The sequence below is a fragment of the Dyadobacter sp. CY326 genome, assembly GCF_021390515.1.
Classification (GTDB): domain Bacteria; phylum Bacteroidota; class Bacteroidia; order Cytophagales; family Spirosomataceae; genus Dyadobacter.
On record NZ_JAJUXI010000004.1, the window covers coordinates 451,510 to 464,430 of the forward strand.

Sequence of the window (12,921 nt, forward strand, 5' to 3'; positions counted from 1 at the left end):
CTTTGACTTACTTCCACACAACCAACTTAAACAGAACAACCGACAGCCACAATAGAGGGCTTTTTTTGGGCCGTTTGATCTATATAATCTGCACTGCTTTAATCCTTTGTTCATTCTCCGCCGAGGCGACGGAAGTGGCTGATACATTAAAGAGAAGAAATCCGGGAGTGGTTACTGCGCAAGGTCCGTATCGTCCTGAGCGCCAGAAAAAAAGTGATATTCTTTACACGCGTCTGGATGTTGCGTTCGATTGGGAAAAACAACAGGTTCCAGCGTCAGCAGTGCTGATGTTCCGGTCGCATTTTTATCCGCAGAATACATTGGAACTGGATGCAAAAGGCTTTGATATAAAAAGCATTGCATTGCTTGACACGGTGGGCGATTATGGCTCTTTGTCCAACGAAGAAATCAATGGCAAAGTCAAACAGAAACTCGAATACACTTACGACAAGCGAAAACTGATCATTAAGCTCGGACAAAATTATTCACGCAAGGACACGCTTTTTGTTAAAATAGATTACGTTGCCCGGCCGAATGACATTCCGCGCGATAAGCCCGGCGACAGCGCTTCCGAGAAAGGTTTGTATTTTATCAATGCGGATGGCATGGATGAGGGCAAGCCGAAGCAGATCTGGACGCAGGGCGAAACGGAGGGGAGCAGCTGCTGGTTTCCGACGATCGACGCACCCAATCAGAAATTCACCCAAGACATTTATATCACCGTTGACAGCACTTACAAAACGTTGTCGAACGGCTTGCTCGTCGAGCAGAATGAAGGCAAAAAAGGCACCAGGATTGACCATTGGAAACAATCATTGCCGCACGCGCCTTATCTGACCATGATTGCAGTGGGTGATTTTGCGGTTGCAAAGGACATGATGCCCAATGGCTTGGAGTTGAGTTATTATGTTGAGCCGAAATATGGTGCGGATGCACATGCCATATTTGGCAGAACACCGGAAATGATGGGCTTCTTCTCCAATGTTTTCGGCATGGAATATCCGTGGGAAAAATACGCTCAGATTGCCGTAAGGGACTTTGTGGCGGGTGCAATGGAAAATACAACGGCGACTGTGCACGAAGAAGGCGTTCAGAATGATGCGCGATCATTGGTCGATGGAAATTCGGATGCCGTTATTGCACATGAGCTGGCGCATCATTGGTTTGGTGATTATGTGACTTGCGAAGAATGGGGTCAATTGCCTTTGAATGAATCCTTTGCGAATTATTCAGAATATTTGTGGAGCGAATATAACAATGGAAAATACGAAGCTGACTGGCAGAATTTGCAGGAAATGAAAGCATATCTGGGCGAGGCAGAAACGAAGCAGGTTCCAATGATCCGCTATTTTTATAAGGATCGTGAAAATATGTTTGACAGCCATTCCTACGCAAAAGGCGGTCGAATCCTGCATATGCTGCGGAATTACGTTGGTGACGATGCATTTTTTGCCTCGCTGCAACAATATCTGAAATCGCACGCTTTCGGAACTGCTGAAATTGACGACTTACGGATGGCCTTTGAGAAAGTGTCAGGGGAGGATTTGAACTGGTTTTTTGATCAATGGTTTCACAAGCCAGGCCACCCGATCATTAAGATTCAGCAAGAATATGCTGCCGCGACTGGCAAGGTGCTTTTGAAATTGAAACAAACGCAGGACACGCTTGCAACAACCGTTTACCGCTTGCCGGTTAGAGTGGATGTTTGGGTCAATGGTAAGAAAAATCAATATACGGTGCTGGTGGACAAAGCTTCGCAAACGCTGGAATTCCCGGCTGCGAAAAAGCCTGATCTGGTCGTTTTTGACGCGGACGCACAATTGCTTGGGCAAGTGGAGCACGAAAAAACACGCCGGGAAATGGAATTTCAATATGCAAATAGCGACCGTTTTCTGCATAAATACGAGGCATTGGCATCCCTGGAAGGCACGCTCGCAGACTCGGTTTCAAAAGCTGTGCTTGTGAGAGCGATGACGGATGATTTTTGGAAATTGCGCCAAATGGCAATCAGTAATTTCGCTGAGTATGACGGAGCAGGATTTGCAGACATTGAAAAGATAATCCAAAGTCGCGCACGCCTTGATCCGCATCCGCAAGTTCGTGCAGAAGCAATGATCACACTCGCATCATTTGGCGACAATAACAGCGATTCGATATTCAGGGAAGCATTAAGTGACAGTTCATATCAGGTGGTTTCTGTGGCGATGGAGAAATATTTGATGGGGCAGCCAACGGACGCCAATGAGATTGCGGCAATGTTTGAAAACAGTCCGAATGATGCCATTGTGACCTCAGTAGGCAACTATTACGCCGGACTCGCACAGCCAGAAAGATTCGATTGGTTTCTTGACAAAATGAAGTTCATGAAGCCAACTGAGAAATATAATTTCTTGCAGGTTTTCGGGAAATATCTGATCAAGTCGAAGCAGGATGTGCAGAGAAAAAGCATTCCGGTGCTTGAAGGCCTCGCGCGTGAAAATCCGTCTTATTTCGTGCGTTTCGGTGCATTCCAGGCGCTGGGTTTGCTCACGGACATTCAAGGCGTGGCTGCGCTTCGGAAAGACATTCGGGCTAAGGAAACAGAGCCTAAGCTGAAAGAAATGTACAGCCAGTTCGGTGATTTATAGAACAGCAAATGCGCAGCTTCCGATCATTGCGGATCCAGATAATAGTCCAGGTTTTCCTTTGTAATAATGTCTAAGGGAAGGAATTTGATCGGTTGAATGTCTTTTTTGAAAACGAGGAAATTGGCCAGCTGGTGAATTCCCCAATAACCTTGTCCCAGCGGATTTTGATTGATCAGGAAATTGATGATTTCCTTGTTCAAATAATGCAGGTTAGGCTTTAAAAGGTCGTAACCGATCAGTTTAATATGATTCAAAGACTTCTTTTCCAGATACGAGGCAACCTCGAACGCCTTGGAATTGGTCACATAAACGGCTTTCAAATCCGGCTCTTCTGTCAATATCGCGTCAAGCTGATCGTCCAAATTTTCACCATCGGGAAAGTTAATCTCGCGGCTAATCACCTTCACCGCGCCATGCTGTTCGCCTGTTTTAAAATAATCACGGAAGCCAGCCTCTTTTGTAATAAGGTGGGCGGAGTTTGAAATATCTTCATTCACGTGTGCAATGAGCACCGTTGCCGAGGACTGCAAACCGAAACTTAAAATTTTCGCTGCCAGGCAACCGCTTCTGTAAGAATCCTGCCCAATGTAACAAAGCGGGTTAACATGCTCAATCTGAGTGTTGAAAAGCACATAAGGAATGTTCAGTTTCTCCCATTCTTCAAAAAACGGCAATGCTTCTTTATAAAAAACGGGCGCAATGAGCAGCCCGTCAGGATGCTCTTTTGAAACCTCTTTCGCCTTGGCAATAAACGATTGTTCTTCGTGTGAATTGAAAATAAATAGCGTGATATAAACGCCATATTGACGAAGTTCTTTCTCCGCTTTTTCTAAGCCAATCTTCGGCGCTTCCCAATACGAATCCGCATCCGGATCAGGAATAAGCACGGCTAGATTGAACGTGCGCTGCGATTTAAGTGATTGGGCAATGAAGTTGGGTTCGTAATTGAGTTCCTTGATAATGGCCAAAATGCGTTCGCGGACGTCGTCTGCAACTCTTCCCCGGTTATGCAAAACACGGTCAACGGTTCCCTTAGAAGTTTGGGCTTTTTCTGCTATATCTTTTATTCTGACTATTCTTTTTTTCACTTTCCGTCGTTATTCAGCTTCTTCAATTTCTGTTCGTAAGGCGAATATCAAATTTTTATTTGAACGTTGAGCCTTTTCAATCAAACTAATGCAGCATGGACAATATTTTTCAAATTTTTTTTATAATAAATTTGAGATTATGCTCGCTGGAAATTAATTTTACTACGCTAAGGCATTCATAGGTTGTTGAGGCCGGGTACGAACACGATTTGCCAAATTTGCTGCGTGCTCGTGCACTTTCTGAAATTTTTGTAGGATTAACCGATTTTACAACTAATTTTGTAATCAAGAATTAAGATAAAATATTATTCTTCGTTCACAGTCCTAAACACCTTAAAGATTCTAACCTTTAACCTTTTCCAGAATAATTACCCAATTTTCTGCTAATCCTAAATCCGTAACGAGCGTATGAAGTCAAATTCATACGCTTTTTTATTTCCTAAAATGTTTAGGGAATCTCAATAAAAACATCATTCGAATCCGGATAAGCCGAGCAGGTCAGTATCCAGCCGTCTTTAAGATCTCTGTCGGTAAGCACTTCATTCACGCTCATATGCAATGAGCCACTCTTGCAAATCCCCGCACAGGCAGCGCATCGGCCACCTTTGCAGCTGTAAGGCAGCTTAATGCCGGCAGCCAGCGCAGCATCTAAAACAGTGGTGTGCGCAGGAATGAACAGATCATGGATCTGTCCGCGAAAATGCAATTTTATAACATGCGGATCGGAAACAGGCGGTGGCGCGGGAAGTGTGGGAATGACGAAATTCTCTTTTCTGATCTGCAAAGCGGAAAATCCCATGTAATGCAATGTGATCTCTACGGAGCGCATGAGCTCATAGGGGCCACAAATGAAAAAACGGGCTTTTTGCGCCTCAAAATGCAGTGATTTAGTAACCAATTGTTCAAGCCGCGTATTGTTAATCCTGCCACGCATACCATTCCAGTCGTCTGTCGGCTGGCTGTGAATGTGGATCACTTTCAGTCTCTCGGCAAACTGCTGCGCCCAATGTGCGATTTGATCATGAAAGAGCGCAGATTTGACATTTCTGCTCGCGTAAAGCAAGGTTATCTGGCTCTCCGTTTCGGTCGCCAGGGTTTGTTTTAAGATCGAAAACAGCGGTGTGATGCCACTTCCAGCGGCAATAAGCACAATGTCCCGCGGTAAACCCACGGCATCTTCCAGAACAAATCTTCCCGATGGCGGCAACACATTAAAATGATCACCAACTTTCACCGTATCAATCCAAAACCTTGACATTTCGCCATTAGGAACGCGCTTGATGGTGATGGCTGGCAACTCGTCCACACCCGGCGCGGAGCTCATGGAGTAGGAGCGCCTGACCTCGTGACCGTGCATGGGAATCAGGAATGTCAGAAATTGTCCGGCTTTATAAACGAAGTCAAGTTCGTTAGTTCGCTCAAAAACAAATGTCTTAGCATCAGTTGCTTCCGAAATGATGTGCTTCACTCGCAAAGAAATCGTGGCTTCGGACATTGGAAAACATTTTATTTGAATTAAAACCTAACAAGCTTCTTCTATCGAGTTGTTCCAAAGCGTCTCATATTCGGCCAAAAGCGTCCAGCAATGCGCCTCGCAGATCCAATGCATGTGAAACAATGGACTGACCGCCAACTTGTAAAGCAATGGATTTTCGTAAGCCGTGAGCAAGCCGGCGATGAAGAAATAAAAGCCTTTAAAATCACTTTTTGACAAATTTTCGACTGCTATCCGCTCGGTTCTGACGCCCAATCGCATTAATGAAGTCGAAATAATGACTTTATCCATTGCGTTTTTGGACGAAAGCAAAATCGATTTTGCATCAGCAATCAATTTGTTCTTAATCGGTTGCAATGCGTCGGGATCGAATGCTGCAATCAAACGCGCAACATGATAAATAATGAGCGGTGTTCGCGGATATTGATGCGCGCAACGGAACGGAGCAGTGATATAACGATCGGTCTCAATGACGGACGTTATGTAATGCAAACTGTCTTCATCGTGTTGGTTAAGGGGCAAATTATAGTGTAAAATGCAATACATCAGGTTACTAAGCACGCAGATATCAAACTCAACATACATGTTTTTCCCAAACCATGTGGAATAAGCTTTCAGCTCCCTATATTCTTCAAATGTATTGCGGACGTTCAATTTCGTTCCGTTCGCATGCAATGCAAGCTTTTCTTTAAGCCAAATTAATTCCGCGGGACTCGGCTGTGTTGTCAGATATATGAATGCAGTGTCGTCCACATCGTCGGGAATCCGGAAATGCTCGAAACGGTGAAAAATAAAACCATTTGGAAAATGCCGGGATGGCCTCGTCTTCCAGAAATTATAAGTTTTGAGCCCGTCTTTATTTTGAAAATCCGGATAGTTCTTGATCGCGTCATTGCAGATTTTTTCAATTGATTTTTGCTGCTCAGCATCTGCGTTAAGGGCAATGGATTTTAATGTGAAGCAAATAATTGCTGAAAAGAAAATTGTCGTGTCAGGCCGTTGGTAACCGATCAGTTCGTTTTGTCGATAGGCCGGAAAAATGCCTTCGGGGAAATAAGGTCCGCCCTTGGACTGAAGACTTTCGATTTGATTTAAAAAAAATTGCAGCGGTTGCTTCATGTGCCGAAACTAACGAAAGGGCACAAAAAAAGAAACCCCGCCGTTGACGACAGGGTTTCCAACATATATTTATTAAACCTTAAACGCCTTCCGCCACAACTTCTTTCACGTTGGGAACCATGCGGGTAAGCAGGTTTTCAATACCGGCTTTCAATGTCAATGTTGAAGATGGACAACCGCTGCACGAGCCTTGCAATAAAACCTTCACAACGCCGGAATCTTCATTAAACGAGTGAAAATTGATCGCGCCGCCATCAGACTCAACGGCCGGACGCACATATTGATCCAACGCAGCCTTAATCTGCTGCACCGTATCCGAATCTCTCGAATCAACGATCAATGTATTTTTATCAATCGTTTGCTGAGCGAAAATGGGGTGATTTTCTTCAAAATATATTTTAATAAACTGCTTCGTATCACGCAAAACGTCTTCCCAGGCAGTTTCCTCATCTTTGGTAAGCGTAACAAAATTGCTGGTTATAAACACTCTCTTCACGTGTGGAAACTGGAACAGATCCGATGCAAGCGGAGAAGCTTTTCCTTCTTCCAATGCAGCCTCCAACGAAGGATAATCAAATGAAAGGCCCTCAGGAACCAATTCGAAGTTCAGGACGAACTTCATCGAATTCGGGTTCGGGCTCAATTCCGTATATACAAAAACCGGGCGTGTTAGCATTGTTTGGTAATATTTTGAAACGGGTAAATGACTTTGTTGTTTTGAAACAAGCAAAACAGCTTTTTGGTTTGAATGCCTGACTTCTAACAATAAAAAACCCGAAGGACTTTAAATCCTTCGGGCTTCTTTCAATTAATGACTTTGTTGACTAAGCTTCTGCCAAAACAGCTGGTTCAGCCGGGGCAACAGCAACTGCAGTTGGTTCAATGTGAACGTATGACTTGTTTTGACGCGTCTTACGGAAAACCACATTGCCTTCAACCAATGCAAATAAAGTATGGTCACGGCCAATGCCTACATTGTTACCAGGATTGTGTTTCGTTCCACGCTGACGAACCAGGATATTTCCTGCTTTGGCAAGCTGGCCACCGAATAATTTTACTCCCAGACGCTTGCTTTCCGATTCACGTCCGTTTCTCGAGCTACCTACACCTTTCTTATGTGCCATGATATCTTAACTATTAATGTTAATTTCTTTATTTAAAACTGATTAAGCTACGATTTCGTCAATGCTGATCTTTGTCAAATACTGACGGTGACCATTTTTAACTTTGTAACCTTTACGTCTTTTCTTTTTGAAGACGATCACTTTTTCACCTTTAAGGTGTTCAAGGACAGTTGCTTTAACAGAAGCGCCTGCAACTGTTGGAAGGCCTACCTGTACAGTGCCTGCGGTATCAACCAAAAGGACTTTGTCAAACACAAGAGCAGCGTTCACGTCACCTTCAAGCCTATGCGTGAAGATTTCGAGACCCTTTTCAACCTTAAATTGCTGACCTGCGATTTCTACGATTGCGTACATGTTAATAAATTATGATAAACTGATTTCTAAAATGAGGTGCAAAGATAGGCACTTGCATACAGAATAACAACGCTTTAACGGAAATGTTCAGGGATTTGCGGGCAAATATTTCGTGACGTATAGTTAGAGTTGGGCAAACCGTTACCTTTATATGATTACCGGCCTTCACAGCGCCTATACATTGAATTAACAAAACTTAACAATCCCATCTGTTACTTTATTCCATAAATTACGTCTTAATGATAGCATGCGTATAAAAAGCAGAAAAATGAAAATTGGGTTATGGATTGCGGTGGTTTTAAGTGTCGGGTTGGCCACCGGAGCAAATGCATTGGAAACGAAGCCTGCGCTTACCGAAGTTAATCAATCAGGTGGTTACCAAGTGGGGGATGCCGCTGCCAGTTTCCGGTTGAAAAACACCGACGGCAATATGGTTTCGCTCAATGATTTTACCAATGCAAAGGGCGTAATCGTCATTTTTACAAGCAATCATTGTCCGTTTGCAAAAGCTTACGAGGACCGCATGATTGCATTGAACAATAAATTTGCTTCACAAGGCTATCCGGTTATAGCGATCAATCCAAGCGATCCGGGCACGCATCAGGATGATACATTCGAAAAAATGAAGGAACGTGCAGCTGCGAAAAGTTATGGTTATCCTTATCTGGTGGATGAATCCCAGCAGGTGGCCAAAGCGTTTGGTGCGGGCCGCACGCCGCAAGTTTATATTTTACAAAAAAGTGGAGGCAAATTCACGGTGCGCTACATTGGCATGATCGATGACAATCCGCAAGATCCGGCTGGCGTTAGCAAATTGTATGCTGATGAGGCTGTCAGCAATCTTTTAGGCGGCAAGCCTGTGGTAACCACAACAACAAAACCCGTAGGTTGCGCCATCAAATGGAAAAATTAATGACTTTTTGATCTCTTGACATGAATAAATATTTTCTCCTCCTCTTCACTTTTTGCTTCGGTTTTATTCAAATAACCTTTGCCCAAACCAAAAGCAAAAAATTCTCGACCGAAGGTGAATTCACCAGCAATTGCGAGGGCCCGGCTGTTGACAGTGAGGGCAATGTGTATGCCGTGAATTTCGCGCGTGACGGGACAGTTGCAATCATGAGCAAAAAAGGAAGTGCCAGTTTTTTTGTGACTTTGCCAAAAGGAAGCACAGGAAACGGCATTCGGTTTGGAGACAAGAATACATTTTACGTGGCTGATTTTACAGGGCATAATGTTCTCAAAGTCAATTTAATTACCAAAGACATTTCCGTTTTTGCCAATGAGCCTAAAATGAACCAGCCGAATGACCTTGCGATCACTGCAAAAGGTCACATTTTCTTATCGGATCCCAATTGGAAAGAAGGAACTGGTCAAATTTGGCATGTTTCTCCGGATGGAAAAACGCGTTTGGTGGCTGAAAACATGGGCACGACCAACGGCATTGATATCAGTCCGGACGAGAAAAAGCTTTATGTTAACGAAAGTGTGCAAAGGAATGTCTGGGTTTTCGACCTGGCGTCGGATGGTTCTTTGTCCAACAAAAAACTCCTGCACCAATTTGCCGACGGCGGCATGGATGGCATGCGCTGCGATGTAGAAGGGAACCTCTACATTGCCCGCCATGGAAAAGGTGAAGTTGCGGTGCTTTCACCCGAAGGCAAAGTAATTCAGACCATTACGACCATTGGGAAGAAGGTTTCCAACATTTGTTTTGGTGGAAAAAACGGAAAGACCTGCTACATCACATTGCAGGATCGCGGTTGCCTCGAAACATTTAAAGCGAACACAGCTGGGAGAGAATGGGCGATGATGAAGGCTTTTGAGGCAGTTAGCAAAAAATAATCAACACATTTCTTAAAATCAGCAAGGCAGCCCCTTGAAAAGTCGACGCGGTTTAACTTACTTTGTATTTCAAAGTACTTTACACTAAACTGTTCACTAACATTGGAAAATCTCGTACGCTATCTGCAAAGCAATCAAAAAGTTGCTCTCCTCGCGTTTGTTTCAGCCTCCGCAATGACATTGCTGCTGTTCAGAATGCTCATTCACAATTGGGATTTCATCTTTCTGGCCTGGAACCTGTTTCTGGCCTGGGTGCCGCTGATTTTTATCAAAATGGTTTGGGAAAAAGAATCAAAGAAACAACTGCCATTCGGCATTTTGATGGTTTACTTAGTTATATGGCTGCTTTTCTTCCCAAATGCACCCTACATTATTACTGATCTGAAACATTTGAAAGGCGCGGCTGAAAACATTATCTGGTATGATGCCCTGATGATCTTCACATTTTCCGTGGCCGGTTTTCTGACAGGTTTGTACAGCATTCGCATTGTGCACCGGATCATCACACGCCGCTGGAACGAACGCCTCGCATGGCTAACCGTTTTAATTTCCATGGTAATGAGCGGGTTCGGAATCTTTTTGGGACGTTACGGACGCTGGAACAGCTGGGATATCGTAACGCAGCCGGGTGCGCTCGCGCGTGGCATTTTCAAGAGTATGCAGGATCCAATGGCCATAAAACACACTTTGACGTTTTCGTTCGTGCTGATGTTGTTGTACTTTGCGTTCCATATTTTCGCCGAACTCAAACAAAATGAAGGGACCCATAGATTTTCTTAAAGCCGCACGCAGTTTTCGCTTTGCGGGTGTGGGGATTTACAATTTATTCCGTTACGAGAACAATGCCCGGATTCATTTAATGGCCTGTATTCTGGTGTTAATGGCGGCTGTGTTTTTCGATATTTCGGGCGTGGAGTGGAGCATTATCATTATTCAAGTTGCGCTTGTGCTGGCCGCTGAGGCATTTAACACGTCTATTGAAAAGTTGGCGGATTTGGTTATGCCTGATTATCATCCTGTTATCAAGGTTGTGAAAGACACGGCCGCCGCAGCAGTGTTGCTCCTGGCAATCTCAGCCGTGCTGGTTGGTCTTATTATTTTTGTTCCAAAATTTTTGCTCCTTTTTTGATATAACACTTTTACAATCTGTTCTATGAATTCAAACGAGGACTCTCTGCATACATTGAACGAGATCCGTAGCCTAATGGAGCGGTCTTCCAAGTTCTTGTCATTAAGCGGATTAAGCGGTGTTTTTATCGGCATTTTCGCGCTTATGGGAGCTGGGGCGGCTTATGTTAAATTCAAGACCGACTGGCTTGCTGAAATCGCCACACCCACGGCACCCTATGCCGGCGGTCACCAGGAGGATGTTGCCCGGTTTTTGATCGCTGATGGCTTTTGTGTGTTGCTGTTTTCACTTGCTGCCGGCATTATCCTGACAGTTCGCAAAGGGAAGAAAAGAGGGTTAACCGTCTGGAACGGAAGCTCAAAAAGATTATTGGTTGGCATGGCGGTTCCGCTTCTGACGGGCGGGATTTTTTGCCTTGCCATGCTGCTTTACCATCACATGATATGGATTGTGTTTCCAGCAACATTGATTTTTTACGGCATTGCGTTGGTGAACGCCAGCAAATTCACTTACCCGGAACTCTTTTATATGGGCATCTGCGAAATTGCGCTCGGCAGTTTGACACTCTTTCTAACGAATTACTCGCTATTGTTTTGGTCGCTCGGCTTTGGTGTATTGCACATTGTTTATGGATTAGCCATGTACAACCGCTACGAACGCGAAAAAAATATCAGTAATAAAACAGTTGCCAAAGGCTTAATATGCGTTGCATTGCTATTGTTTTCATTTGCTAGCAACGGCCAAACGGTTTCCGACAGCGCTGTGGTGCTTGCCAAAAAATGGTATGACAAAGAGACGATTTACCTGCAAAGCGGAAACAGTTATGTGAAAGGGAATATGTTATTCAGAGGGCAAAAAGCGCTAAAAAACGAGTTTGTGATTTCACAGGGTGGCTTTGAACTTTACAAAAAGTCGCGACGGACGAGGGGCGTTGCCTTTGTGTTGTCCATGGCAGGTGTGATTGGATCGGTCAATTCTTTGGTTTCAGGAAATAGAAACAGCGTAAGAACTTTCTTTTGGGTGTCATTAGGAACAGGATTTGTTTCGACGCTGCTAACAACGCGCGCGAACAATCTGCGGGACCAGGCAGTGTGGCTCCGAAACAGGGATGCAATGTTGTTGATGGAGCTTGATAGATAATTTCTTGAAAAGAACTGGCCTGTGGCCGTAATAAATGGAGTGGTTAGAGAAGTTTAATAAAGTTTTTGAAAGTAAAATTAGGCTTGGGCTAATGTCTGTGCTTGTGGTAAACGACGCCCTCAGTTTCAATGAATTAAAAGATCTTTTGCAGCTAACCGACGGCAACCTGGCCTCTCATTTGAAGGCATTGGAAGAAACCAAATACATTGAATTTCAAAAGCAATTCCTGGGCAGAAAGCCCCTCACCACTTACAAAGCAACCGAATCAGGGCACAAAGCATTCACGGATCATTTGCAAGTGCTGGAAAATATGATCCGGCAGAATTTGTAGGATGAAAAAAAAGAGAGGACTTGCCAAGTTTTTGAAACTTGGCAAGTCCTCTCTTTTTTTTTAAACAACATTAAAACTTCAAAGGAACTGAAAAGCCAGTTTTGTCCCATTGAAAATCGAGTGAAGTGGCGCTTACTTTGAAGGTAAGTTTTTCTTCTGATGTTGGGTATGTTTTGCTTGGCACAGTCACTTTCAAGACGTCTTTGCCCTTATTTTTCTCGTAATCATATGCGCCGGACTGACCCAAAACGCTGTTCAAAATGATCGCCCATTCTTTTTCTCCGGGGATTGTGAACAAGCTGTAAGTGCCAGCTTTTACGGCTTTACCAGCGAACATGCCGTCTTTTTTGAATGTGATTTCCGTGGAAGCATTCGCGCCCGTTCTCCAAACTTTGTCATATTTTTCTAAACTCTCGCTTCCCTCTTTGCCAAAAAGAACTCTTCCTTTTTTTGAAGGCTGACCGTAAGCAATGCTAACATTCGGGCCGTCGGTTGTGACTCTCGGGCTTTGTGCGGACGCCCATGATAATGCGATTAGGGAAAGGAAAAGTGTCAAAAATGTGGTTTTCATAAACTGCAACATTGATTTTAGGTTGTGGAAAAAATTAAAATTTAGCGAAATACGCCATTCAAAAGTTGTTAATCAAGTCGCCCTGTTTCAAAATCGCT

At 44.0% G+C, this 12,921-nt stretch carries 14 protein-coding genes; 7 read left to right on the plus strand and 7 right to left on the minus strand.

Annotated elements, in window-relative coordinates:
- Nucleotides 1-2 precede the first annotated feature (2 nt).
- Complete coding sequence (locus tag LZG73_RS10210) at nucleotides 3-2,627, plus strand: M1 family metallopeptidase (RefSeq protein WP_233848474.1); 2,625 nt, start codon at nucleotides 3-5, stop codon at nucleotides 2,625-2,627.
- A gap of 23 nt (nucleotides 2,628-2,650) precedes the next feature.
- Here the strand turns inward: LZG73_RS10210 and LZG73_RS10215 are convergent, their stop codons facing one another.
- From LZG73_RS10215 to rplU, 6 genes are all read right to left on the minus strand, one after another.
- On the minus strand, nucleotides 2,651-3,715 hold the full coding sequence (locus LZG73_RS10215) for a LacI family DNA-binding transcriptional regulator (protein WP_233848476.1): 1,065 nt from the start codon (nucleotides 3,713-3,715) through the stop codon (nucleotides 2,651-2,653).
- A 448-nt stretch (nucleotides 3,716-4,163) separates the two neighbouring features.
- Nucleotides 4,164-5,210 (minus strand): ferredoxin--NADP reductase, encoded by a 1,047-nt coding sequence (locus LZG73_RS10220; protein ID WP_233848477.1) that lies wholly within the window; start codon nucleotides 5,208-5,210, stop codon nucleotides 4,164-4,166.
- 27 nt (nucleotides 5,211-5,237) lie between these two features.
- Nucleotides 5,238-6,329 (minus strand): hypothetical protein, encoded by a 1,092-nt coding sequence (locus tag LZG73_RS10225; protein WP_233848478.1) that lies wholly within the window; start codon nucleotides 6,327-6,329, stop codon nucleotides 5,238-5,240.
- Between the two features lie 79 nt (nucleotides 6,330-6,408).
- Nucleotides 6,409-7,005, minus strand: coding sequence for a NifU family protein (locus LZG73_RS10230; protein WP_233848479.1), 597 nt, complete (start codon nucleotides 7,003-7,005; stop codon nucleotides 6,409-6,411).
- A gap of 148 nt (nucleotides 7,006-7,153) precedes the next feature.
- A complete protein-coding gene (rpmA, locus tag LZG73_RS10235) occupies nucleotides 7,154-7,453 on the minus strand; it encodes a 50S ribosomal protein L27 (protein ID WP_233848480.1) in 300 nt (99 codons plus the stop codon).
- Nucleotides 7,454-7,495: 42 nt separating this feature from the next.
- The gene (gene rplU / locus LZG73_RS10240) at nucleotides 7,496-7,807 is read right to left on the minus strand and encodes a 50S ribosomal protein L21 (protein ID WP_026632321.1); all 312 of its coding nucleotides are present in this window, start codon (nucleotides 7,805-7,807) and stop codon (nucleotides 7,496-7,498) included.
- A gap of 268 nt (nucleotides 7,808-8,075) precedes the next feature.
- Here rplU and LZG73_RS10245 point away from each other — a divergent pair, with 268 nt between their 5' ends.
- From LZG73_RS10245 to LZG73_RS10270, 6 genes are all read left to right on the plus strand, one after another.
- Nucleotides 8,076-8,720 (plus strand): thioredoxin family protein, encoded by a 645-nt coding sequence (locus LZG73_RS10245; RefSeq protein WP_233848481.1) that lies wholly within the window; start codon nucleotides 8,076-8,078, stop codon nucleotides 8,718-8,720.
- A 20-nt stretch (nucleotides 8,721-8,740) separates the two neighbouring features.
- Nucleotides 8,741-9,652, plus strand: coding sequence for an SMP-30/gluconolactonase/LRE family protein (locus LZG73_RS10250; protein ID WP_233848482.1), 912 nt, complete (start codon nucleotides 8,741-8,743; stop codon nucleotides 9,650-9,652).
- Nucleotides 9,653-9,754: 102 nt separating this feature from the next.
- Complete coding sequence (locus LZG73_RS10255; RefSeq protein ID WP_233848483.1) at nucleotides 9,755-10,432, plus strand: DUF1361 domain-containing protein; 678 nt, start codon at nucleotides 9,755-9,757, stop codon at nucleotides 10,430-10,432.
- Nucleotides 10,407-10,781 carry a diacylglycerol kinase family protein gene (locus LZG73_RS10260; RefSeq protein WP_233848484.1) on the plus strand — a complete coding sequence of 125 codons (375 nt, stop codon included), beginning with the start codon at nucleotides 10,407-10,409 and terminating at the stop codon, nucleotides 10,779-10,781. The genes LZG73_RS10255 and LZG73_RS10260 overlap by 26 nt, the downstream gene beginning before the upstream one ends.
- A 24-nt stretch (nucleotides 10,782-10,805) precedes the next feature.
- Nucleotides 10,806-11,921, plus strand: coding sequence for a hypothetical protein (locus tag LZG73_RS25585; protein WP_310588406.1), 1,116 nt, complete (start codon nucleotides 10,806-10,808; stop codon nucleotides 11,919-11,921).
- A gap of 34 nt (nucleotides 11,922-11,955) precedes the next feature.
- A complete protein-coding gene (locus tag LZG73_RS10270; RefSeq protein ID WP_233848485.1) occupies nucleotides 11,956-12,252 on the plus strand; it encodes a transcriptional regulator in 297 nt (98 codons plus the stop codon).
- 70 nt (nucleotides 12,253-12,322) lie between these two features.
- Here the strand turns inward: LZG73_RS10270 and LZG73_RS10275 are convergent, their stop codons facing one another.
- Complete coding sequence (locus LZG73_RS10275) at nucleotides 12,323-12,823, minus strand: DUF2911 domain-containing protein (protein WP_233848486.1); 501 nt, start codon at nucleotides 12,821-12,823, stop codon at nucleotides 12,323-12,325.
- Between the last annotated feature and the right edge of the window lie 98 nt (nucleotides 12,824-12,921).

Excerpts from the sequence above, each read along its gene's own strand:
- rpmA (WP_233848480.1), bottom strand. The coding sequence starts at position 7,453 with ATGGCACATAAGAAAGGTGTAGGTAGCTCGAGAAACGGACGTGAATCG.
- rplU (WP_026632321.1), bottom strand. The coding sequence starts at position 7,807 with ATGTACGCAATCGTAGAAATCGCAGGTCAGCAATTTAAGGTTGAAAAG.
- LZG73_RS10230 (WP_233848479.1), bottom strand. The coding sequence starts at position 7,005 with ATGCTAACACGCCCGGTTTTTGTATATACGGAATTGAGCCCGAACCCG.
- LZG73_RS10225 (WP_233848478.1), bottom strand. The coding sequence starts at position 6,329 with ATGAAGCAACCGCTGCAATTTTTTTTAAATCAAATCGAAAGTCTTCAG.
- LZG73_RS10270 (WP_233848485.1), top strand. The coding sequence starts at position 11,956 with ATGGAGTGGTTAGAGAAGTTTAATAAAGTTTTTGAAAGTAAAATTAGG.
- LZG73_RS25585 (WP_310588406.1), top strand. The coding sequence starts at position 10,806 with ATGAATTCAAACGAGGACTCTCTGCATACATTGAACGAGATCCGTAGC.
- LZG73_RS10245 (WP_233848481.1), top strand. The coding sequence starts at position 8,076 with ATGAAAATTGGGTTATGGATTGCGGTGGTTTTAAGTGTCGGGTTGGCC.
- LZG73_RS10220 (WP_233848477.1), bottom strand. The coding sequence starts at position 5,210 with ATGTCCGAAGCCACGATTTCTTTGCGAGTGAAGCACATCATTTCGGAA.
- LZG73_RS10250 (WP_233848482.1), top strand. The coding sequence starts at position 8,741 with ATGAATAAATATTTTCTCCTCCTCTTCACTTTTTGCTTCGGTTTTATT.
- LZG73_RS10275 (WP_233848486.1), bottom strand. The coding sequence starts at position 12,823 with ATGAAAACCACATTTTTGACACTTTTCCTTTCCCTAATCGCATTATCA.
- LZG73_RS10260 (WP_233848484.1), top strand. The coding sequence starts at position 10,407 with ATGAAGGGACCCATAGATTTTCTTAAAGCCGCACGCAGTTTTCGCTTT.